Below are 21,302 nucleotides of genomic sequence, written 5' to 3'. Positions count from 1 at the left end.
CGGCCCGAACGCCTCCCCGGGCGGTGGACCGCCCGGATCGCCCGGGTCCTGGCTCTTCTTCGGTGAAGGTGGACTCACAGCCACCAGTGTCTCGGTCATGACGACCCTCCTGCCCCAACCGGGGCGCAAGGGCCACTTACACCGTTAACGCGATAGACCCCTGATCCTCGTCGAGGGGTCTGCGGGCACCGGCAAGACGGTCCTTCTCAGCAGTCTGTTCTACGACCTGTTCATGGAGGACGTGGCCCGCGACGTGATGGCGGGCTTGGAGAACCTCGACGCCTGGTTGCTGGTCAACCACGACCAGCAGCTCACCGTCTACGAGCAGATCGCGCTCAAGCTCGGCTTGTCGCGCCGCGCGGGTGACCGGGTGAGCAAGCCGACGAGGTTCATCAACAGCCGGGACGAGGGTCGGGATCCGGTCGACGTGGTTCTGGTCGACGAGGCCCACCTCCTGTGGACGCAGGGCAAGCAGTCCTACCGCGGGTCCAACCAGCTCGCCGACCTACGCACCCGAGCCCGGGTGGTCGTGGCGATCTTCGACCAGCAGCAGATGGTGGCCACCGACCAGTACTGGGAGCCCGACGAGCTCCGTCAGCTCCGCGCCAGCGCTTCCCAGGTCATCGAGCTCGACGAGCAGATGCGTATGACGTCGTCTGAGGCGACCTATCGCTGGGTGCGGGACCTCGTGGACCTGCGGCAGGTGTCCGACATCCCCCAGGACCCCAACTACGAGGTCAAGGTCTTCGACGATCCCCACGCGCTGTACGCCGCGATCCGGGAGAAGGCCGAGGACGAGGGCCACGGGCTGTCTCGCCTGACGGCGACCTTCGACTGGGAGTTCGTCGAGAAGCGGCGGAACAACGGGAAGACGTGGGATGTCGAGATCGACACCTTCCGCGTGCCCTGGAACCTCCAGCTGGACTACAGCGCGGCTGAACGCCGCGACCTCCGGGGACGATCGTGGGCCGAGCGGCCCCGGTCGATCGACGAGATCGGGTCGACCTTCACCGTCCAAGGCTTCGACCTGGACTACGCCGGCGTCATCATCGGGCCGTCCGTGACCTATCGCGACGGGCGGATCGTCTTTGACCAATTGGCCAGCGCCAACCGCAACGCCACGCAGCGGCGAACCCTCGCCAACGGCTGTAAAGCAACCGTGGCCGAGGATTTGCTGCGCAACGAGCTCAACGTCCTGCTCACCCGCGGTGTCCGGGGGCTCTACCTGTATGCCGTCGACCGCGAGCTACGCGACGCGCTCCTCGCCGCCCAACGCCCCTGACGTGTGAGGTTGCGCGTGCTGATTCTGGCAGCCATCCGCCTCGGCACCGACGTGTGCGCGCTGCTCAACAAGGCGTCTCGACCTGCTGGCCGGCTTTGACGGCAGTACCCTGCCACCGAAATGGGCTGTTCCTGCTGCGGCGACCGAGTCGCGGTAAGGCCCCTGATCCGTGGAGGCTCTCCCATGGCGAGGCGCAAGGGCTTTCTTCAACAGATAGCCGCAGTCCATCGCGAGGCGTCGCGGGAACGCGACCGCCGAGAGGTCGCCAACGCACGAGCGCGTGCCGCGGCGGAGAAGGAGCTCGAGCGCGAGCAGCAGCGGCGGAACAGACAGCGTGCGGTCGATGACGCTGAGGCAGAGCGTCGACGGCGGGCACAGGAACGCGAAGCCAGGGCTGTCCAGAAGGCCATAGAGGCGAAGGCTCGCGCGGCCGAGGTCGAGGCGCGACGTATCGAGCGTGAGGTGCAGGCGAGGACCCGAGAGAGGGAGCGCGCTGAAGCTTCGGCCGAACGAGAAAGGCTGCGCGCCGTGCGGGAAGCACAGCAAGAGGCTAGACGCGCCGCAGCTGACCACGAGGCCGCGAGGAAGGAGCAGGACCGACGACACGCGGAGATGATGACCGAGCACGTCCAGGACCGGGTGTACCGGCTGGAGGGGGTGCTTCAGCGCCGAGTCGTGGGAGCAATTTCTGCGATGTCGCTATCGGACTCCCTCCCTGGACTCATGGCCCTGATGGACACGGCCGCGGAGCCGGGCACGTCATACGAAGTGCTGGCTGATGACGCCAATCGCCGCCTTCTGGTTGTGGTCTTGGCACCCGGCCCGACTGACGTGGTCCCTGAGCACTCGACCTACAAGGTCCGCCGAGCCGGGGGCATCGCTCCCGTGAATCGTCCTGACCGTGAACGCCGCCAGCTGTATCGCAACTACCTCGCCCGTCTCGCCCTGCGCGCCCTCCGCGAGACTTTCGACGCCGTCGAGCCCGGCCTGCTGGACCAGGTGTGGATCAGCGTCGACGTCAATGCCGTCGACCCCGCCACCGGTCAGCGCGGACGACGCCCGATGGTGACCTCCAAGGTTGACCGGGCGCTCATGGACTCGATCAACCTCGACGCCCCCGAACTTGATCCGGGGGCCTGCGTCGAGACTGTCCTGCGGTCGCATGCGAGTCGCAACGCGTACGAGGTCGAGCCGGTGGCCCCCTTCACCAGTCATGAGCTCTGCATGTTCAACATCCCAGGGGACCAGGAAGAGTCATTCGCCTTCGACTCCCGGACCGACCTGCTGGAGATGCGTCCCACAGACTTCGAGTACCTCGTGCGCGACCTCTTCCTCGCGATGGGGCTTCGTGGGTGGCACACGACCAGCTCCAACGACGCCGGCGTCGATGCGGTGGTCGTCGACCCCGGCGAGTGGACCGGTGGCGAAGTCATCGTGCAGGCAAAGCGGTATAGCAAGGCGGTCGAGCGTGCCACCGTCCACGAGCTCCTCGGCGTGATGGGAGAGAAGCATGCCACCCGAGCCATCCTGGTCACGACTGCCTGGGTCGCTCCGGCCGGTCGGCGGATTATCGATGCCAATCCCCGCCTTCAGGCCATCGAAGGCCCCGAGCTGTGCCACCTCGTCGAGCAGCACCTGGGTCGGCCCGTGACCATCCGACACGAACGCATCCCTCCCCACTGGCAGACCTCGCCCGCGACCCGGACTTCCGCACAGGACGAATAACCCGCACCGACGAACACTGGTGATCTCCGCGAGCCGCAAGGGACGTGACCCCGGCCCCGGGACCAGAGCCGCGCCGACTGGCCATCGTTGACGAGCTCCACCGCGGCTGACTGAGTGGACTCGTGCCGTGGACGGGGGTCAGAACGCCGCGAGCTTGGTGAGGCGGTCCCCGCACGGACCGCCTTCAGGATCCCACGGCGGCCTCCTCGTACGTCCATCGTGACAGGTCGAGACGTTAGTGGCCACCACCGACAGACCCCCAGTCGGTTGGGTCGGGCGCCGCCTCCGATGACCTCATCTCCGGGCTCACCCTCGACCCCACGGCCCTATCGTGGGCGCCGGCTCAGTCAATCGGCGGCACGGGGCCAGCCTGCACGACGCCACCCGAGCGGGAACGACCCGACGATGTAGTGCCGACCGTCGGAAGCGAGAGCCTCACGCTCCCGTTCGGCGGTCGTGCGATCTGCGAAGGCGCCAACGCCGACGGGATTCGCCACGTCGAGAGCGTCGCGCTCGCCGCTGGTCTGAAACACAATGTGCACGGTGTCGCAGACCTGACTGATCGGAAGGGTCTCCCACATCACGCGCGCCTCGGGGTACTCCCCCAGCACCTTCGCTTCAAGGGCGCGAGCGTCCTCCTCGCGACGCACCACGGCGATGACTGGCTCGTCACGACCAGGAGCGACGCGGCCGTAGACGACGTGGACATCGTCAACGGTGGTGTGCCGCCGAGCAAAGCTACCGCGCCTCAAGGTCCCCCCTTAACCACCGCACGCAAGTGACCGTTCATCGAAGTACACGCGCGCATAGTAGGTCTTACCAGCGTAAACAATAGTGCCAGCAGTGGTGCCAGTCCACCCCGTCTGCTCACTGCTGACGCATCGGTACTCGACGTTCTTCTGCTCGTACTTTGCGACGCCTCGGTTGCCGCCGGTATGCGCAGGCCACAGGGACCAGAGGCCGACGCAGAGCCACCGACGCCTGGGAGGCCAGCCGCGCTGGGCACACCCACCATGCGGGTGTCGGCCTCACAACGACGAAGCTCCCGGCCAGATGGGATCCGGCCGGGAGCTTCAGCAAAGCGAAAGTGTAGCTATGGGAACTACTTTCGTGGTGTCCGAGGGGGGACTTGAACCCCCACGTCCGATAAAGGACACTAGCACCTCAAGCTAGCGCGTCTGCCATTCCGCCACCCGGACAGGTGGTGCTGCGCCTGGTGGGAAACACCGGGGCAACGACGTGAAACTCTAGCAGACGCAGCACCGATCACCGAATCGCGAGGCGCGGTCGATCAGCGGCTGCGACGGCCTGCCGACGAGCCGGCCGAGAAGGCCGCGGCGCCGCCGGTGCGGGCCGGACGGGAGCCGCCGCGGGCCGCTCCCTGGCGGGGCTGGCCGGTGCCCTGCTGGCGCTGCTGGCCGCCCTGTCGGGCGCCGGAGCCACTGCCCTGAGACGCGCCGGAGCCGGAGCCCTGACGGCGGCCCTGCGACTGGCCGGAGCGGCTGCCGCCACCCTGACGAGCGCCCCCGCCGGAGCGACCGCCTCGACGGCCCTGGCCCTGCTGGGCGTCCGGGGACACGACCGTGGCGTCGGTGGGGACGGCATACGTCCGCTCCCCCGGGACGAGACGGCGCAGGAGCGCGTGGTCCGGGCCGACGCGCGTGGTGGTCGGCTTGATGCCGGCGGCGCGGGTCAGGTCGCGGACGTCCTTGACCTGCTCGTCGAGCATCATCGTGACGACGGTGCCGGCGGCGCCGGCGCGCGCGGTGCGGCCCGAGCGGTGCAGATAGGCCTTGTGCTCGACCGGCGGGTCGGCGTGGATGACCAGCGCGACGTCATCGACGTGGATGCCGCGGGCGGCGATGTCGGTGGCGACGAGCGTCTGGACCGTGCCGGAGTGGAACGCGTCGAGGTTGCGGGTGCGCGCGCCCTGCCCGAGGTTGCCGTGCAGCTCGACGGCGGGGACGCCGGAGCGGTTGAGCTGCTTGGTGAGCTTCTTGGCGCCGTACTTGGTGCGGGTGAACACGACCGTGCGGCCGGGCCCGGCGGTCAGGTCGACCAGCACCGGGAGGCGGTCGTCGGAGTGCACGTGCAGCACGTGGTGCTCCATCGCGGACACCGGCGACTGCGCCGAGTCGGCGTGGTGGGTGACCGGGTCATGCAGGTAGCGCTTGGCGAGCACGTCGACCCCGGCGTCCAGCGTCGCGGAGAAGAGCATGCGCTGCCCGCGCTCGGGCGTGCGGTCCAGCAGACGCTTGACGGTGGGCAGGAAGCCCAGGTCGGCCATGTGGTCGGCCTCGTCGAGGATCGTGATCTCGATCCCCCCAAGGTCGCACAGCCCCTGCTGGACGAGGTCCTGCAGCCGGCCGGGGCAGGCGATGAGGATGTCGACGCCCCGCTTGAGCGCGGACACCTGCGGGCCCTGGCCCACCCCGCCAAAGACGGTGAGCGTGCGCAGCCCCTCGGCTGCCACGAGCGGCGCCGCGGACGCCTCGATCTGCGTGGCGAGCTCACGCGTCGGCGCGAGGATCAGCGCACGGGGGCGGCTCGGCGTGCGGCGGGTGCGCGACGCCGCGAGGCGGGTCACCAGCGGCAGCAGGAACGCGTACGTCTTGCCGGAGCCGGTGCGACCCCGGCCGAGCACGTCTCGGCCGGCGAGCGAGTCCGGCAGGGTGACGGCCTGGATGGGCGTCGGCTCGGTGATGCCCTGGCCCTCCAGGACGGAGGACAGGGACGTGGGCACGCCGAGGCGCGCAAAAGCATTGGTGGTCAAAGGATCTCCGTATGACGCTGAGCGTCTCGCCGGGCACGAGCGACGCGTCGCGTCGACGTAGTGCACCTGGCGCGCCGGCACGAGCCGACGAGCGTGACCGGGGTGAGGACACCGGTCGTGACACCAGCAGCCCGAGGCAAGACAGGGCGGACCGCTGCCCCCAACCCTACGTCATCGGTGGAGCAGGTCTGGTCAGCCGGCGCAGCGTCGTCAGCCGCGCACGTGCCGATAGACGCGGGTGGCCGCGATCGCGCCCACCGTCAGCGTCGTCGCGAGGCACCCGATGGGCAGCGGCAGGCAGCAGCCACCGACCGTCACCGAGGTGCCGTTGCGCGTGCGGGTCGACCAGTGCGGAAAGGGGAAGAGCCGGGGGCCGGACCCGCCGGATCCCTGCGCCTGGTACTCGCCGGGGCGGTCGCCATACGACCCGGTCTGCTCGCCGAGCTGACCACCCTGCGGGCCGTAGGCGTCCGTCGGGTTGCCGTAGGCGTCGGTCGGGCGGCTGGCGTAGGCGTCACCGGGGCGCGGGTCGTAGGCGTCGCCGGGGCGGGGGTCGTAGGGGCCGGGACCGGGCTGCGGGGGGTAGCTCATGGCAGGTGGGGTACCCCGCTCCCCCGGGGCCTCAACCCCGCGCGCACGCCGGGCCCCCGGCGCGTGAGCAAGCAGACACGACCCTCCGGTCGACAGCCCCCGGGGGCGGGTCTTGGATTGACCCATGAGCGACGTCAACGAACCCGTGCAGCAGATGACCGAGGAGCAGTGCTGGGAGCGGCTGAGGTCCACCACCTTCGGCAGACTCGCCACCGCCGCCGTCGGCGACGTGCAGATCACCCCCATCAACTACGTCGTCCACGAGGGGCGCCTCGTGTTCCGCACCGCCGAGGGCAGCAAGCTCGCCTCCCTGGTCGTGGCCTCGCGCGTCGCCATCGAGATCGACGACGTCACCGCCGACACCGCGTGGAGCGTCATCGGCAAGGGCGACGCGCACGTCGTGCACAACATGGACGAGGCCGACCGGCTCGAGGAGCTGGGCCTGCACCCGTGGGTGGACACCCGCAAGGAGGTCTTCGTGCTCGTGGACCTCGACGAGGTCTCCGGACGCGTCTTCGCCCTCGCCCGCTGACCCCACCCGACGGCCAGGTCACGATGCCGGTTACCCTCGTGCCTGTGGAGACCAGCGTGTATGTCGCGTCCGCCGAGGGCCACAGCGGCAAGTCCGCCGTGGCCCTCGGGCTGCTCGAGTCCCTGACCCGGCGCTACGCCCGGGTGGCGGTCTATCGACCCGTGACCGAGGGGGTGCCCGAGGACGACACGGTCCTCGCGACCGTCCTGTCGCGCAGCTCGGTGCCCCTGTCGCCCGCCGAGGCGGTGGGTGTGTCCTATGACGACGTCCACCAGGACCCCGACGGCGCCTTGTCCCGCATCGTCGAGCGCTACCACGAGATCCAGCACGACGCCGACGTGGTGCTCGTGCTCGGCTCCGACTTCACCGACGTCACGAGCCCCACCGAGTTCTCCTACAACGCCCGCATCGCCGCCAACCTCGGCGCCCCGGTGCTGCTCGTCATCGGCGCGCACGACCGCGAGACCGAGGACGTCGCCACCGTCGTCGAGATGGCCCTCACCGAGCTGCGCACCAACTCCGCCACCCCCCTGGCCGTCGTCGTCAACCGCGCCGACGCGGGTGCGGACGACCTCGAGCGGGCGGTCCGGGGCGTGACGGCGGGCCTCGCGGGAGACGCCGGCCTCCCGACATACGTCATCCCGGCCTCCCGGGTCCTGTCGGCGCCCACCGTCCGCGACCTGCTCAAGGCCACCGACGGCCAGCTGATCTCCGGGGACGCGTCGCTGCTCGACCGCGAGGTGCTCGCCTTCGTCACCGCCGCGATGACCATGCCCAACGTCCTCGACCGGCTGCTCGAGGAGTCCCTCGTGCTCACCCCCGGCGACCGCGCCGACGTGCTGCTGAGCGTCCTGCTCGCGCACCAGTCCAGCACCTTCCCGAGCATCGCCGGCGTGATGCTCAACGGCGGCTTCGAGCTGCCCCCGCAGGTGCGCCGGCTCATCGACGGCCTCGGCAGCAGCCTGCCGATCATGACCACCCAGGGTGGCACCCACGACACCGTCATGGCGCTGAGCGGCGTCCGCGGCCGGATGACGCCCGCCTCCACCCGCAAGATCGCCACCGCCGTCGAGCTGTTCGCCGAGCACGTCGACACCGACGCGCTCCTCGGTCACCTGCGCGAGCCGCACCCCTCGGTCGTCACGCCCCTGATGTTCGAGCACCGGCTGCTCGAGCAGGCGCGCGCCGCCGACCGCCACATCGTGCTCCCGGAGGGCCAGGACGACCGCATCCTGCGCGCCACCGAGATCCTGCTCAGCCGCAGGACCGTGCGGATCACCCTGCTCGGCGTCGCCGACGAGCTGCAGGCGCGCGCCCGCGAGATCGGCGTCGACCTGACCGGCGCGCAGATCATCGACCCGCACGACCCCGACCACGTCGAGCGGTTCGCGGCGCGCTACGCCGAGCTGCGGGCCCACAAGGGCATGACCGTCGAGCAGGCGCGCGAGGTCGTCGTCGACCCGTCCTACTTCGGCACCATGATGGTGCTGATGGGCGAGGCCGACGGCATGGTCTCCGGCGCGGTCAACACCACCGCCCACACGATCCGCCCGGCGCTGGAGGTCGTCAAGACCAATCCCGGTGTCTCCGTGGTCAGCTCGAGTTTCCTCATGTGCCTCAAGGACCACGTGACGGTGTATGGCGACTGCGCCGTCAACCCCGACCCCGACGCCGAGCAGCTCGCCGACATCGCCATCTCCTCGGCGCAGACCGCCACGGCGTTCGGGATCGAGCCGCGCGTGGCGATGCTGTCCTACTCAACCGGCACGTCCGGGTCCGGCGCTGACGTCGACAAGGTCCGCGCGGCGACCGAGATCGTGCGCCGCCGCGCGCCGGAGCTGCTCGTCGAGGGACCGATCCAGTTCGACGCCGCCGTGGACCCTGCGGTCGGGTCGAGCAAGGCGCCCGGCTCCGCCGTCGCCGGGCAGGCGACCGTGCTGATCTTCCCCGACCTCAACACCGGCAACAACACCTACAAGGCCGTCCAGCGGACCGCCGGCGCCGTGGCGATCGGCCCGGTGCTGCAGGGCCTGCGCAAGCCGGTCAACGACCTGTCCCGCGGCGCCACCCTGCGCGACATCGTCAACACGGTGGCGATCACCGCCATCCAGTCCACCCTGCCCGCGCCGGCCGCCCAGTCGGCCGACTGACCCGCCGAGCCAGAGAGCCTCCCATGCCGTCCGTCCTCGTCCTCAACGCCGGGTCCTCCTCGCTGAAGTACCAGCTCCTCCAGGTCGGCACGCGTGACGTGCTCGCTGTCGGGCTGGTCGAGGCGATCGGGCTGCCGAGCGCCAAGATCACCCACACCGGCGGCGACAAGGTCGCCAAGACCATCGACTGCCCCGACCACAAGGCCGCCATCGCCGCCGCGATCAAGATGTTCGACCGGGTCGGGCCGCGGCTCGCCGACGCCGAGCTCGTCGCCGTCGGCCACCGCGTCGTCCACGGCGGCGAGAAGTTCAGCGACGCCGTCCTCGTCACCGACGAGCTGCTGGACACGCTCGACGACCTGACGCCGCTGGCGCCGCTGCACAACCCCGCCAACCTCGTCGGGCTGCGCGCCGCGCTCGAGCTCTTTCCCGACCTGCCGCAGGTGGGCGTCTTCGACACCGCCTTCCACCAGACGATGCCGGACTACGCCTACACCTACGCCGTCCCGCACGCGTGGCGCGAGCAGCACGGCGTGCGGCGCTACGGCTTCCACGGCACCTCGCACCTCTACGTCTCGCAGGAGGCCGCGCGGATGCTCGGCAAGGACCCGAGCGAGGTCAGCGTCATCGTCCTGCACCTCGGCAACGGTGCCTCCGTCACCGCCGTCAAGGGCGGCGTCAGCATCGACACGTCGATGGGCCTCACCCCGCTCGAGGGCCTGGTCATGGGCACCCGCAGCGGCGACATCGACCCCGCGATCCCGATGCACATGGTCCGCGCCGCCGGCCTGACCATGGAGGAGGTCGACCACGCGCTCTACAAGGAGTCGGGGCTCAAGGGCCTGACCGGGCACAGCGACAGCCGCGACGTCGAGGACCTGCGCGCCTCCGGCGACGACCGCGCCCGCCTCGCGCAGGAGGTGTCGTCCTACCGGCTCAAGAAGTACATCGGCGCCTACGCCGCCGCCATGGGGTCGCTCGACGCCATCGCCTTCACCGGCGGCATCGGTGAGAACTCCGTCGTCGTGCGGCGCATGGCGACCGAGGGCCTCGGCATCCTCGGCATCGAGGTCGACCCCGAGCTCAACGCCGCCCGCTCCAAGCAGGCCCACGACATCGCCACCGCCGACTCGCGGGTGCGCGTCTTCGTCATCCCGACCGACGAGGAGGGCGAGATCGCCCGCCAGACCTACGCGGTCGCCAAGGAGGCCGGGCGCGTATGACGGTCGCCCGCCGATGACCCTGCCCACCGCCCTCGCGCGGGTGACGGCGACACGCTACGTCCTGCCGCTGCGTGAGGGCGGCTCGCTGCCCGGCCTGGTGGAGGCGTCCGACGACGGCACCTATGTCATGAAGCTGACCGGCGCCGGCCAGGGGCCGCGCGTGCTCGTGGCCGAGGTCATCGTCGCCGGGCTGGCGCGGGCGCTGGAGATCCCGACGCCCGAGCTCGTCGTGCTGGACCTGCAGGAGCCGATCGCGCGGTTCGAGCCCGACGAGGAGGTGCAGGACGTCCTGTCCGCCAGCCTCGGGCCCAACCTCGGGGTCGACTACCTGCCCGGCGCGTTCGGGTATGACGGGTCGCGGCCGCCCTCGGCGGGTCTCGCCGGGCGGATCCTGTGGCTGGACGCCCTCACCGCCAACGTGGACCGCACGTGGAGCAACCCCAACCTGCTGGTCTGGCACGGGCGGACGTGGGCGATCGACCACGGCGCCGCGCTGTACTTCCACCACGCGTGGCCGTCGCGCGGCGTCGACCCGGCGCGGTTCGCGGCGCAGCCGTACGACGCGGAGCGGCACATCCTGCGCGGCGTGGCGGGCTCGCTCGCAGGCTCGGCGGCGGAGGGCGACCTCGACGAGGCGTGCGCGGCGCTGCTGACGCCGGACGTGGTGCGGGCGGCCGTGGAGTCGGTGCCCGCCGAGTGGCTGCACCCCGTCGAGGGGCTGGCCGGCCTGGACTCCCCCGAGGCCGTGCGTGCGGCATACGTCGACTGCCTGCTCGCCCGGCTGGCCGACCGCTCGGCCTGGTTGCCAGGCCCGCCCGCGGGGCCGCCCAGCGAAGGACCGGAGGACCTCGCGCGGTCCCAGGAGGCCCGCCGGCGGTGGACCCGATGAGCGAGCCGACCCGGCGCTACGTCCCGAGCTCCGACGCCGAGCGCTCCCCGTGGTTCGCCTACCAGTACCTCGTGCTGCGCGCCGTCCCCCGCGTCGAGCGCGAGGAGTTCGTCAACGTCGGTGTCGTGCTCTACAGCCAGGACGCGGGCTATCTCGACGCGGCCGTGCACGTCGACCCGGCGCGGCTGCGGGCTCTGTGCGCGGACGTGGACCTCGACGCGCTGGGTGGCGGGCTCGAGACGGTGCGTGCCGTATGCCGCGGCGAGGCTGCGGCCGGGCTGCCCGCCGACGCGCGGGCGTGGCGGAGGTTCGGGTGGCTCGAGGCGCCGCGCAGCACGGTGATCCAGCCGTCACGGCCGCACGGCGGGCTGACGCGCGACCCCGCGGCCGAGCTGACGAGCCTGCTCGACCGCCTCGTCCGCTAGCTACGAGCAAGGGCGCGGGGCCCTGCCGGCGCTCGGTCGTGGCCAACGGGTGGATTCCTCCACCGTCATGGGTGGCCTTCCGCAGGAGCTGCAGGGCGGTGCGGATGACCGCGCTGGCGGAGCCGTAGCGGCCCGACGCCGCCTCCCGAGAGAGGAGATCCGTGAAGTGGCCAGAGGACGCGGTGCGTGTGACGCCTCGTCCCGCTGCGGTCCTCCGACCAGGATCAGGTCGCGGCGGGGCGCGCCCGCCGAGAATTGCGCCGGGCGTGGAAGTCTCGAGCTGTCATGGCCGCGGCCGCCACCAAGAGGGTGCCCGCGACGACATACTGCGCCGGCCCGTAGGGGCCGCCAGTCTCGCCGATCGAGACGTTGAACGAGGCCAGGTGCCACGGACCGATGAGGAGTGCGCTCCAGGCGACAGTCGACATCACGTGATCTATGGGTGTCGCGGTGTCCTGGGCGAGGTCGGGCGCCATCAGCGCGGTCACCCACGCGAAACCCATCAAGGGCCAGACCAGGTCAGCGATCGTACCCAGACCGTCGTTCAGGTTGTAGACGGTGGAGTAGGGGTACTGCACCGCGAGGTCCCAGACGAACAGGCACCCGAGTGCGGGAACGAGCCCGACGATCGCCGTCCACCAGCGGCCTCGGCTCAGCCCAAGGAGGATGAAGCCCACCGCCATGGCGAGGTAGGCCGAGGGGTCGGAGTCGACCAGGAAGAGGACACCGGCGACGCCGAACGCGGCTGCCGAGGCCAGCGAGATGGCGCGGGAGGATCGGCTCATGCCGTCAGTGTCCCGAGCCCGGGCAGGGATGGCAACGCAGACCACACTCCTCGGGAGCCGAGGCTGGGAACCCCTCGGCTGGTGCTGCGGCCGTGGCGACCGAGCGAGTCGCCGGTCCTCCGCGAGCTGTGGAGCGAGCGAGACCCGCGGGGCGCCCCCTGGTCGGACCGACGTCCGTGCGAGGGGCTGTCATGAACTCTGGTCGCTACCAGGGCTCGACGGTGAGGCTGGGCCACCGAGCGGCATAGTCGCACGCTTTGGCGTCATAGACCTGCTTGGGCGCGAGGCGACGGTGCGGGCGGAGGTGCATGCCGAGGACATCGTCGAGGCCGAACGGTGCATAGAGCCGTAGCCCGGACTCGCCCCTGGTGACGCCGACGCAGCAGGCCGTTGAGGCGAAGGCCCGGATGGCGTCGGTGGCGCTGCTGAAGGGAGGGCAGGGCTTCCCGAACTTCTTTTCGTACCAGAGGTGGACGCGTGCCTGGTTCCGGACCTCGAGCGGTGCTGGGACGTCCGCCATGAGCTCGTCGGCGGCGCGGGTGACGACGTCCTCGGCCTCCCAGCTCAGGTCGGAGTCGTCGTGGTAGAAGACGTCGTAGTCCTTGATGCCGTACCCGGCGGGCTTGCCCTCGACGGAGTTCCAGACGTTCTGAAAGACCGCACCCGCCGTCAGCCACCATTCCGTCAGGCCCAATGATGGGAGGCGGTCCAGGACCGCGGCACACACAGGGTCGGCGAGCACCGCCGCCAGCACGATCTCATCGTGCACGTCCGAGGAGTGGCCCACCGCGTCAGCGTCTCACAGGTTCGGCCTCGCGCTTGGTCGTCTGGTCGTCGGGCGCGAGACTGGGGCCCATGGGCACCTGGCTTGCATGGGGGGGCTGCTCGAGGACGTCAAGCGAGCGGCGGAGGCCGACGACCGCTCGGTCTCGGCGTGGATCCGCCGAGCCGTCGAGCACGAGCTGTCCCGCTCCGCCTGGAACCTCTGACGTCCGACGCGCGGCAAGAGCGGATGACGTCGGGTCTGCTGGGTGGACTATCTGGCCAGACCGAGGAACGCCATCAGGGCCCGTTCGACCTCTACGAGGCCTTCGGGAGTCAGCCGACCCACACGAGAACCGACGTTCTCGCGGCGAACGGTGGTGATCTTGTCGATCATGACGTGGCTCTCGTGCTGCAGGCCGGTGAAGTCGTCCGCGACGACGCGAACGCGCAGCAGAGGAGCATCGACCAAGGTCGTCGTCAGCGGCATGACCGTCACCGAGGCGGTACCGGCGAACAGGTCGTCCTGCACGATCAGCGCAGGCCTGGGCTTGGACGCGTACACGCCCCCAGCCACTGTCCACAGCTCGCCGCGCCTCACTCCTCGTCCCAGGAAGCGGTGATCGCCTCGACGAACGGCTGGTCATCGGCCAGCTCGTCCGAGCCTGCGACGATCCCTGCCTGACGGTGCGCCTCCCGCGCAAATCGCTCGCTGCGCACGTCAGGGACCCAGATCTGCACCGGCCGAAGGCCGCGTGCACGCATCCTGCGCCGGTACTCACTGACTCGATGCTTCACCTTCATGCCCACCACGTTACATGTAACAAGCGTTCAGGACCGATAGGTGAAGCGCGCTGCCATCGGCATGAGCGGACGTCCCAAGCCCGACGCACGCTCCGACCCTGACGCCTGACCACCGGAATGGCTCGACGACCAACGTCCGTGTCCGCGCCCTTCGATACGCTGGATGGGCACTACGCACAGACCGCGCCGTACTGGGAGCCTCGCGATTTGGTTCATGGATGTACCGGTCGAAGCGATTCGGGGCAACTAGTCGCCTCTTTGGCGACACGCATTCAGGTGCTGGTAGTGCTGGTCTTTTCATGAGAAAAAAGAACTTTGCGCTAGGTTGGAGCGGGAAGCGAGCTGCGCTCGTCAACGGCAAGCGGCGGGCCCGTACAGTATTCCGGCTGAAGCTCTTTGGGTATCATTTCGATCTGTGGCATGGGCCCTGGCGATGAGCAGGTGTCTGGTGTTGGTGCCTGAACACAAAGAGTGGGAGCGCGTTCGAATGGATCAGAAGTGGAGGATTAATGCTGGCCGCGCATTCTCCGACTTGGTGCTGGGACACTTTGGGGGTGAATCCTCGGTACAAACTAGGGTTGACGCCGTAGCGCCGAGTGCCGCGCCCGCTGGCGCGTATTTGGTGGAAGTGTCTTGGGGGGACGAGGGGGTCCTGTGTGAGGTAGCTAATTGGTCACCTCACGTGCGGCTGCTGGATGACGACACTATCGACACATCGGTCGAGCGAGCTATTGCCTACCTCAGCCTGCGGTGCTCGGGTGAGACAAGTCGTTCTGCTGAGCGAATCGCCATCTCAGAGAGTTGACTCAGCATCCCATGACGCACTTAGCTCGATCCACCGATAGACTTGGCGCGGTGAGCTGATCCGGCGCGTCGTAGCATGAGAATGCCCCTGTGCTGAAACAGAGTTGGAGTTCTTCAGGCTTCATCTCCGTCTCGCACGAGGGGCATCTCGTAGGTGAAACTCTCTCACACCCTGACCCGCACGTCGGCGGTGTTCGACGACCCGAATCTCGTGTCGCCGGCCGGCCTGGTCCCGCTGCTGGCGCTGGCGGACCGGGCGGGCCTGCGGAAGCTGGCCGATGAGCATATGAGCGTGCCGACGGACAAGGGCGCGAACGCCGGCCTGAAGGTGGCCTCGCTCGTGGCGGGGATGCTCGCCGGCGCCGACAGCATCGATGACATGGCGCTGCTGCGCCACGGCGGGATGGGCCGGGTCTTCGCCCGGGTGTACGCGCCGTCGACGCTGGGCTCGTTCCTGCGGACGTTCACCTTCGGGCACGTCCGCCAGCTCGACGCGGTCGCCGCACGGTTCCTGCTCTCGCTGGCCCGGCTCGCCGGGCTGACCCCACCGGTCCCGGCACCATTGCCCGCTGGCGACGAGGCGGGAGCCGGCGGCGGGTACGCCTTCGTCGACGTGGACGACACGATCATCGAGGTCCACGGCCACGCCAAGCAGGGCGCCGGGTTCGGCTACACCCGGGTCCGCGGCCTGAACGCGTTGATCGCCACCCTCACCACGGACCGCTGTGCGCCGCTGGTCCTCGCGCAGCGGCTGCGCAAGGGCGCCTGCGGCTCGCCCCGCGGCGCGAAACGCCTGGTCGGCGACGCCGTCAAACAGGCCCGCCGCCTGCTCGGCGCGAAGGCGCCGGTCCTGGTCCGGATGGACTCGGCCTACTACGGCCGCGACGCCGTCCACGCGGCGATCACCGGCGGCGCCCACGTGTCGGTCACCGTCCGGATGGACCCGGCGGTCAAGGCCGCGATCGCCGGCATCGACCAGGGCGCGTGGACGACGATCAAGTACCCGGACGCGATCTTCGACGAGACCACCGGCACGTGGATCTCGAAAGCGGAGGTCGCCGAGGTCCCGTACACGGCGTTCACCTCCAAGAAAACGGCCGACCGGGTCCCCGGCCGGCTGGTCGTGCGCCGGATCCCGGACGTGCACACCGACAAGAAGAAGACGAACGGGCAGGGCACCCTGTTCGACGTGTGGCGCTTCCACGCCTTCTTCACCACCGCCCCCGCCCAGCAGCTCGACACCGTCGCCGCGGACCAGGCCCACCGCGGGCACGCCATCATCGAACAGGTCCACGCCGACCTGAAGGCCTCCGCGCTGGCGCACCTGCCCTCCGGGAAGTTCACCGCCAACAGCGCCTGGCTCGTGCTCGCCGTCATCGCGTTCAACCTCACCCGCGCCGCCGCCGTCATCGCCGCCACCGGCCCGACCGGATGCTCGGACCTGGCCAAGGCGACCACCGCGACCGTCCGTCGCAAGCTGATCCACGTCCCGGCACGAGTCGCGTCCTCCGCCCGCCGGATCACCCTGCACCTGCCCCAAGCGTGGCCCTGGCAGCAGCCGTGGACCCGACTGTTCGACCGCGTCGCCGACCCGCCCGCCATCGCCTAGTCCTGACCACCCAGCCGCAGGCGGCGCGACCCGAGAAACACCGACGTGGAACACCCCGACAGCGAGGTCGGGCGATCACCCGCGCCCCTCCTCGCCTCCTCCGCCCGAGACGACGATCAACGCCACGCATCCGCCCATCGGTGGATCGAGGCTTAGGTCCAGTCGGACTGTCAGATACGAGGAAGTCGTCGAGCGTCTTCGCCATGTCGATCACGTTCCCGTCAGTGCTCGTTGGGCTCACGAGCTCGTCCAATAGACACACGGCGGGGTCGTGCCCCACAACCAGGACGCGGGCTTCTTCGACGCCATGCACGTCGACGCGCTGGGCGACGGGTTCGGGACACTGCGGGCCGTATGCCGTGGCGGGGCCGCCGCGGGGGCGAGCTGACCACCCTGCTGGACCGCCAGCCTCGAACCGGCAGACAGGGATCGAGGTGGTGCCGCCCTGGGTGGCCTCGGCCAGCCTGATCTTCTCCCGCACCCTCCTGAATCGGCCCTGCGAGTTCAGCGAGCGCGGCAGGTCGTGGAACTCGGTGCCTGAGATCTCGAGGCGGCAGCTGCCGCTGCTGTCGCACCGGCTGCTCCACGAGCCCGTCTCGCGCGCTGAGAGCAAAAGCGTCGCGACGACGGTGCCAAGAGCGGTGGCGAGGCGACGACGAGACCTAGTCATGGGACACGAGGTGGTCAGTCGGACTCGGTCAGTGGTGAGCACCGTGGTCTGCATACCCCGCAACCTGGCCTGGCTCACCCGGCGAGGTGTCCCCAGCGTCCGGCGAGGTCGGACCAGGGGCCGACCTCGGCGACGCGGCCGTCCACGACGACGACGACGCGGTCCGCCTGCGCCAGGGCCGCCCGCTTGGACGTCGCCCCGACCACCGTCATCGACCGAGAGCGCAGCGCCTGCCACAGCTCGATCTCCGTGCGGGCGTCCAGCGCGGACGACACGTCGTCGGCCAGCAGCAGCTCGGCGTCGGCGGCGACCGCGCGGGCCAGGGCGAGGCGCTGGACCTGCCCGCCGGACAGGCGGACGCCGCGGTGCCCGACGAGCGAGTGCGCGCCGCCCGCCTGCTCGACGTCGGGCTCGAGCCGCGCCACCCCGATCGGGCTGTCGAAGGCGCGGTCGAAGCCGAGACGGACGTTCTCGTCGAAGGTGCCCGACAGGACCCGGGGCACCTGGCCGACGTAGGCCACCTGACCGGGGCGCAGGAAGACCTCGGGGTCGGTGACCTCCTGACCGTTCCACCGCAGCGAGCCCCGGTGGTCGGCGAGGCCCGCGACGGCCCGCAGCAGGCTGGACTTGCCGGCCCCGACCTGGCCGAGCAGCAGCACGAGCTCGCCCCGTTCGATGTCCAGGTCGACGTCCTCGACGCCGACCGTGCCGTCCTCGTGCACGGCGGACAGGCGACGCAGCGACAGGCGCTCCAGGGGCACGCGCGGGGTGGCCGCCGGCTCGGGGGCGTCCCCGGTGACGAGGTCGACGTCGGCGGGCAGGGCGACCAGGTCCGCGCCACCCGCCATCCGGCTGGTCGCCACCTGCCAGGCGCGCGTGCCGGGAGCCTCGGTGACGACCGCCCCGGCGACCCGGCCGAACCAGTCGAAGCCGTTGACCGCGTTGACCACCAGCAGGGCGGTGGCCAGACCCCACCGCCCCGTGAGCACGCCCACCCAGGCCGCCACGGCGCCGGCCTGCACCATCACGGTGGGGACGCCGTCGAGGAAGGCCTGGACCCGGTGCTCGCGGACGGCCGCCTGGACCCGGCCGGCGTCGACCTGGCGCAGGTGGCGGCGCACCTCCGGCATGCGGCCTGCGAGCTTGACCGTGCGAGCCGACTCGAGGACTGACACGAGGACCCGGCCGAAGCGCGCCCGGGTCGCCGAGGCCTGGGCCGCGGACCGCCCGGCGACGGGACGGCCCACCGCCGAGGCGACGGCCGAGGCGGCCATGACGACGAGCAGCACGAGACCGGCGAGCCAGGTGCCCGCGACGAGCGCGGTGACCAGGCAGATCAGCAGGCCGTTGACGAAGTCGACCCAGCGGTCGGCGTAGCGCGCGTAGCGGTCGGAGTCCATCGCCCGGGCCACCACCTCGCCGGCCGGGACCCGCTCGAGGCGCCGCTGCGCGGTCTGGCCGACGAGCACGGACAGGCGCACGCGGAGCAGGACCTCGACCCACCAGCGGGGATAGCGCACCACCGCGGCCGCCAGAGCCACCGGGCCGAGCAGCGACACCGCCACCACGAGCGCGAGCCACCACCACGGTGAGGTGCCGCCTTGCAGTGCCTGGACGGCGTGCCCCCACGCGTAGCCCGTGAGAGCGCCGACGGCCCCGCCGAGGGAGTGAGCGAGAAAGAGCGCCACCGCCAGCAGGCCCCAGGCCGGGCGCACGGCAAGGACGTTGAGGATGCCGCGGGCGAGCGAGGACCCGTCGCCCGGGTCGCGGGACGCCGGGGGCTCGCCGCGGCGACGGACGGTCCCCAGGGCGGTGACGGCGGTGCTGCCCGAGGGGGCGGCCGCGTCCGGACGGTCCGAGGGACGAGGGTATGACGTCCCGGCCGCCCCGTGGTCACCGCCGGTCTCTCGGGCGGCCTCCAGCAGCGTCCGGAAGGCGCCGGGCTCGGCAGCCAGGCGCGCCCGCTCCCCCGCCTGCACGACCTGGCCACCGGCCAGGACGGCGACGAGGTCCGCGCGGGCGATCGTCGACAGCCGGTGCGCGATGAGGATGCCGGTGCGGCCACGCAGGAGCCGTTCGGAGGCGGCGACGACGCGGGCCTCGGTGAGCGGGTCCATCCGCGCTGTGGCCTCGTCGAGGACGACGACCTGGACGTCGCGCATCAGCAGCCGGGCGAAGGCGAGCAGCTGCTCCTCCCCGGCGGACAGGACCGTGCCGCCGGGACCGAGCAGGGTGTCGATCCCGTCGTCGAGGCCGCTGACCCAGTCCGAGAGACCGAGCTCGGCCAGGACGGCCTCGATGCGCTCGCGCGGCGCGTCGGTGAACAACGAGATGTTGTCGCCGAGGGTGCCCGCCAGGATCTCGGTGCGCTGCGTGACCACGCCGACGGTCTGGCGCAGCGCGCGCAGGTCGAGGTCGAGGACGTCGATCCCCTCGAGGAGGACCTCGCCGGGGCGGGGGTCGACGGCCCGCGAGACGAGCGAGGCGAGCGTCGACTTGCCCGACCCCGTGCGCCCGACGAGGGCCAGCGTCTGGCCCGCCGGCACCGTCAGGTCGACGTCGCGCAGGGCGAACGCCCCCTCGGCATACGCGAAGCAGGCGTGCCGGAACTCCAGGCTCACGGGCCCGGGCGGCAGCTCCCGGCCGCCCTCGGGCTCCGGCTCGACCGCCATCAGCTGGCGCAGGCGCATCACCGCGCCGAGGCCGGCCTGCAGGTCGGGGAGCTGGTCGGCGACCCGCCCGATGTAGCCCACGAAGGTCGCGGTGATGAGGAACAGCGTGACGAGCTGGGGCACGGACAGCCGGTCCGCCGTGGCGAGCAGGACCCCGGCGACGGCGACGGCCGCCAGGAGCGCGTGCAGGATGACCCCGGTGCGCAGGGTGACGGCCCCCTCGAGCCGCAGCACCTCGTGGAATCGCCGGTGCACCTCGGCGGACAACGCCGCCACGCGGCGGATCGCGAAGGCCTGACCGAGGCTCGTGCGCAGGTCGTCCTGGGCGGCGATGCCCTCCTCGAGCGCGGCGGCGTGGTCGGTCCACGCGGCCTCCTCGACGACCTTGCGGCGGGCGATCTCGCCGAGCAGGCCGCGCACCGACAGGACGGCCGCGACGGCGAACACCGGGAACAGCAGCACCGACGGCCACCACGTGAATCCCGCGACGACGAGCATCGGCACGATCGAGACGACGGCGCGCAGCATCATCCACAGCTGCATCCGCACGAGCGACCCGACCTCGCGGGTGTCGTCGTCGACCCGGTCGAGGATCTCCCCCACGGGCTGCTCCGACAGGGCGGGGAGCGGCTGGCTCAGTGCGGCGTCGAGCAGGTCGTCCCGCAGCCGGCCCTCCGCTCGGTCGGAGACGCCGGCCCACAACCACCGACCGACGGTGTCGACCGCCGCGCCGCCGACCACGCACAGGGCGAGGACCCCGACCAGCCGCCAGGACACCTGGTCGGCGAGTCGACCCGCCACCACCGTCCCGAGCGCCGTCCCCACGGCGCCGATCGTGAGCGCCACCAGCGCGGCCGCGGCCGTCGGGGTCGCGAGGCGCCGCCAGGTCACGGTCCGGTGGTCAGCGGTCGGGTGGTCGGCGGGATGAGCGGGGCGGCCGGACACAGTCACGGCGATGGATGCTACGCGAGCGTGCGGCCCGGCCACCACGGATATACGGCGCCACAGGGGTGCGGGCGCAGATCCTGCGGCATAGGGTCGGAGCATGAGCACCCTCGACCGACCCACGGCCCCGGACCCCTACGAGCTGCTCCCCCAGGTGGGCTCCTTCACCGTCACCAGCGAGTCCTTCGACGACGGCGCGGACCTACCGGACGCCCAGCTCTTCGACTCGTGGGGCATGACCGGCGACAACCGCTCCCCGCAGCTCTCCTGGAGCGGTGCGCCCACCGAGACGCGCGGCTATGCCGTCACCTGCTTCGACCCGGACGCACCCACCCCCAGCGGCTTCTGGCACTGGCTGCTCGTCGGTCTGCCCGCCGACTGCACCTCGCTGCCCGAGGGCGCGGGCGCCGAGCGGGGCAAGCACCTGCCCAAGGGCGCGTTCATGATGGCGAACGACTACGGCCTCAAGGCCTTCGGTGGAGCGGCGCCGCCCGCGGGCGACCGTCCGCACCGCTACATCTTCGCCGTGCACGCGCTCGACACCGACGACCTGGGGCTCGACGACACCGCGAGCGGCGCGGCGACCGGCTTCACGATCGGGGCGCACACCCTCGCCCGCGCCGTCATCACGGGGATGTGTGAGGTGCCCGAGCAGTAGGCT

Annotated in this window: 17 protein-coding genes, 1 tRNA gene and 1 pseudogene; 9 read left to right on the top strand and 10 right to left on the bottom strand. The window is 71.0% G+C overall.

What is annotated here, in order from left to right; all coding sequences use genetic code 11:
* The first annotated feature begins 160 nt into the window (after nucleotides 1-160).
* Both GGG17_RS13780 and GGG17_RS13775 read left to right on the top strand, forming a co-directional pair.
* A complete protein-coding gene (locus GGG17_RS13780) occupies nucleotides 161-1,282 on the top strand; it encodes a DUF2075 domain-containing protein (RefSeq protein WP_283809816.1) in 1,122 nt (373 codons plus the stop codon).
* A 183-nt stretch (nucleotides 1,283-1,465) separates the two neighbouring features.
* The gene (locus tag GGG17_RS13775) at nucleotides 1,466-3,007 is read left to right on the top strand and encodes a restriction endonuclease (RefSeq protein WP_195849237.1); all 1,542 of its coding nucleotides are present in this window, start codon (nucleotides 1,466-1,468) and stop codon (nucleotides 3,005-3,007) included.
* A 347-nt stretch (nucleotides 3,008-3,354) separates the two neighbouring features.
* Here GGG17_RS13775 and GGG17_RS13770 read toward each other — a convergent pair whose 3' ends face one another.
* The 4 genes from GGG17_RS13770 to GGG17_RS13755 all read right to left on the bottom strand — a co-directional run bounded on the left by GGG17_RS13770 (nucleotide 3,355) and on the right by GGG17_RS13755 (nucleotide 6,371).
* Nucleotides 3,355-3,759: a hypothetical protein gene (locus GGG17_RS13770; protein WP_154594221.1), complete on the bottom strand. Its 405-nt coding sequence runs from the start codon at nucleotides 3,757-3,759 to the stop codon at nucleotides 3,355-3,357.
* A 359-nt stretch (nucleotides 3,760-4,118) separates the two neighbouring features.
* Nucleotides 4,119-4,206, bottom strand: a tRNA-Leu gene (locus tag GGG17_RS13765).
* 92 nt (nucleotides 4,207-4,298) lie between these two features.
* Entirely contained in the window at nucleotides 4,299-5,780 is a 1,482-nt protein-coding gene (locus GGG17_RS13760; protein WP_154594220.1) for a DEAD/DEAH box helicase, read from the bottom strand.
* A 210-nt stretch (nucleotides 5,781-5,990) separates the two neighbouring features.
* Nucleotides 5,991-6,371, bottom strand: a complete 381-nt coding sequence (locus GGG17_RS13755; RefSeq protein WP_154594219.1) for a hypothetical protein — start codon at nucleotides 6,369-6,371, stop codon at nucleotides 5,991-5,993.
* 124 nt (nucleotides 6,372-6,495) lie between these two features.
* On the opposite strand from GGG17_RS13755, the gene GGG17_RS13750 reads away from it, so the two are divergent.
* From GGG17_RS13750 to GGG17_RS16690, 5 genes are read left to right on the top strand one after another with little or no spacing between them, the layout of a single operon-like run.
* Complete coding sequence (locus GGG17_RS13750; protein ID WP_154594218.1) at nucleotides 6,496-6,903, top strand: pyridoxamine 5'-phosphate oxidase family protein; 408 nt, start codon at nucleotides 6,496-6,498, stop codon at nucleotides 6,901-6,903.
* Between the two features lie 44 nt (nucleotides 6,904-6,947).
* Nucleotides 6,948-9,053: a phosphate acetyltransferase gene (gene pta, locus GGG17_RS13745; protein ID WP_311966701.1), complete on the top strand. Its 2,106-nt coding sequence runs from the start codon at nucleotides 6,948-6,950 to the stop codon at nucleotides 9,051-9,053.
* Between the two features lie 23 nt (nucleotides 9,054-9,076).
* Nucleotides 9,077-10,276 carry an acetate/propionate family kinase gene (locus tag GGG17_RS13740; protein ID WP_154594216.1) on the top strand — a complete coding sequence of 400 codons (1,200 nt, stop codon included), beginning with the start codon at nucleotides 9,077-9,079 and terminating at the stop codon, nucleotides 10,274-10,276.
* Between the two features lie 13 nt (nucleotides 10,277-10,289).
* Nucleotides 10,290-11,165: a HipA family kinase gene (locus GGG17_RS13735; protein WP_230082961.1), complete on the top strand. Its 876-nt coding sequence runs from the start codon at nucleotides 10,290-10,292 to the stop codon at nucleotides 11,163-11,165.
* A complete protein-coding gene (locus GGG17_RS16690; RefSeq protein WP_230082960.1) occupies nucleotides 11,162-11,590 on the top strand; it encodes a DUF3037 domain-containing protein in 429 nt (142 codons plus the stop codon). Before GGG17_RS13735 ends, GGG17_RS16690 begins: the two co-directional genes overlap by 4 nt.
* 88 nt (nucleotides 11,591-11,678) lie before the next feature.
* On the opposite strand, the pseudogene GGG17_RS17275 reads toward GGG17_RS16690, so the two are convergent.
* The 5 genes and pseudogenes from GGG17_RS17275 to GGG17_RS13705 all read right to left on the bottom strand — a co-directional run.
* Nucleotides 11,679-11,846 (bottom strand): annotated as a pseudogene (locus GGG17_RS17275) (type II toxin-antitoxin system ParD family antitoxin); the annotation flags it as partial.
* Entirely contained in the window at nucleotides 11,815-12,375 is a 561-nt protein-coding gene (locus tag GGG17_RS13725; protein WP_154594215.1) for a hypothetical protein, read from the bottom strand. The gene GGG17_RS13725 and the pseudogene GGG17_RS17275, both read right to left, overlap by 32 nt.
* Nucleotides 12,376-12,580: 205 nt before the next feature.
* Entirely contained in the window at nucleotides 12,581-13,162 is a 582-nt protein-coding gene (locus GGG17_RS13720; RefSeq protein WP_311966700.1) for a nucleotidyltransferase family protein, read from the bottom strand.
* A 249-nt stretch (nucleotides 13,163-13,411) separates the two neighbouring features.
* Nucleotides 13,412-13,738 (bottom strand): type II toxin-antitoxin system PemK/MazF family toxin, encoded by a 327-nt coding sequence (locus GGG17_RS13710; RefSeq protein ID WP_288798416.1) that lies wholly within the window; start codon nucleotides 13,736-13,738, stop codon nucleotides 13,412-13,414.
* The gene (locus GGG17_RS13705; RefSeq protein WP_154594213.1) at nucleotides 13,735-13,941 is read right to left on the bottom strand and encodes an antitoxin MazE-like protein; all 207 of its coding nucleotides are present in this window, start codon (nucleotides 13,939-13,941) and stop codon (nucleotides 13,735-13,737) included. The genes GGG17_RS13710 and GGG17_RS13705 overlap by 4 nt, the downstream gene beginning before the upstream one ends.
* 958 nt (nucleotides 13,942-14,899) lie before the next feature.
* Between GGG17_RS13705 and GGG17_RS13700 the strand changes: the two genes are divergently transcribed.
* Complete coding sequence (locus tag GGG17_RS13700) at nucleotides 14,900-16,354, top strand: IS1380 family transposase (protein ID WP_311966699.1); 1,455 nt, start codon at nucleotides 14,900-14,902, stop codon at nucleotides 16,352-16,354.
* Nucleotides 16,355-17,098: 744 nt separating this feature from the next.
* On the opposite strand, the gene GGG17_RS13695 is transcribed toward GGG17_RS13700, so the two are convergent.
* A complete protein-coding gene (locus GGG17_RS13695; RefSeq protein WP_154594212.1) occupies nucleotides 17,099-20,743 on the bottom strand; it encodes an ATP-binding cassette domain-containing protein in 3,645 nt (1,214 codons plus the stop codon).
* On the opposite strand from GGG17_RS13695, the gene GGG17_RS13690 reads away from it, so the two are divergent.
* A complete protein-coding gene (locus GGG17_RS13690) occupies nucleotides 20,742-21,299 on the top strand; it encodes a YbhB/YbcL family Raf kinase inhibitor-like protein (protein ID WP_154594211.1) in 558 nt (185 codons plus the stop codon). The genes GGG17_RS13695 and GGG17_RS13690 overlap by 2 nt on opposite strands.
* Nucleotides 21,300-21,302 lie beyond the last annotated feature (3 nt).

The organism is Arsenicicoccus cauae (assembly GCF_009707125.1).
Lineage (GTDB): Bacteria > Actinomycetota > Actinomycetes > Actinomycetales > Dermatophilaceae > Arsenicicoccus > Arsenicicoccus cauae.
Note: the sequence above shows the minus strand (reverse complement) of the source record. Positions and strands in the feature narration are given on the sequence as shown.

Coding starts and splice junctions, on each gene's coding strand:
- GGG17_RS13775 (WP_195849237.1), top strand. CDS start 1,466: ATGGCGAGGCGCAAGGGCTTTCTTCAACAGATAGCCGCAGTCCATCGC.
- GGG17_RS13755 (WP_154594219.1), bottom strand. CDS start 6,371: ATGAGCTACCCCCCGCAGCCCGGTCCCGGCCCCTACGACCCCCGCCCC.
- GGG17_RS13750 (WP_154594218.1), top strand. CDS start 6,496: ATGAGCGACGTCAACGAACCCGTGCAGCAGATGACCGAGGAGCAGTGC.
- GGG17_RS13740 (WP_154594216.1), top strand. CDS start 9,077: ATGCCGTCCGTCCTCGTCCTCAACGCCGGGTCCTCCTCGCTGAAGTAC.
- GGG17_RS13735 (WP_230082961.1), top strand. CDS start 10,290: ATGACCCTGCCCACCGCCCTCGCGCGGGTGACGGCGACACGCTACGTC.
- GGG17_RS16690 (WP_230082960.1), top strand. CDS start 11,162: ATGAGCGAGCCGACCCGGCGCTACGTCCCGAGCTCCGACGCCGAGCGC.
- GGG17_RS13725 (WP_154594215.1), bottom strand. CDS start 12,375: ATGAGCCGATCCTCCCGCGCCATCTCGCTGGCCTCGGCAGCCGCGTTC.
- GGG17_RS13705 (WP_154594213.1), bottom strand. CDS start 13,941: ATGAAGGTGAAGCATCGAGTCAGTGAGTACCGGCGCAGGATGCGTGCA.
- GGG17_RS13690 (WP_154594211.1), top strand. CDS start 20,742: ATGAGCACCCTCGACCGACCCACGGCCCCGGACCCCTACGAGCTGCTC.
- GGG17_RS13695 (WP_154594212.1), bottom strand. CDS start 20,743: ATGCTCCGACCCTATGCCGCAGGATCTGCGCCCGCACCCCTGTGGCGC.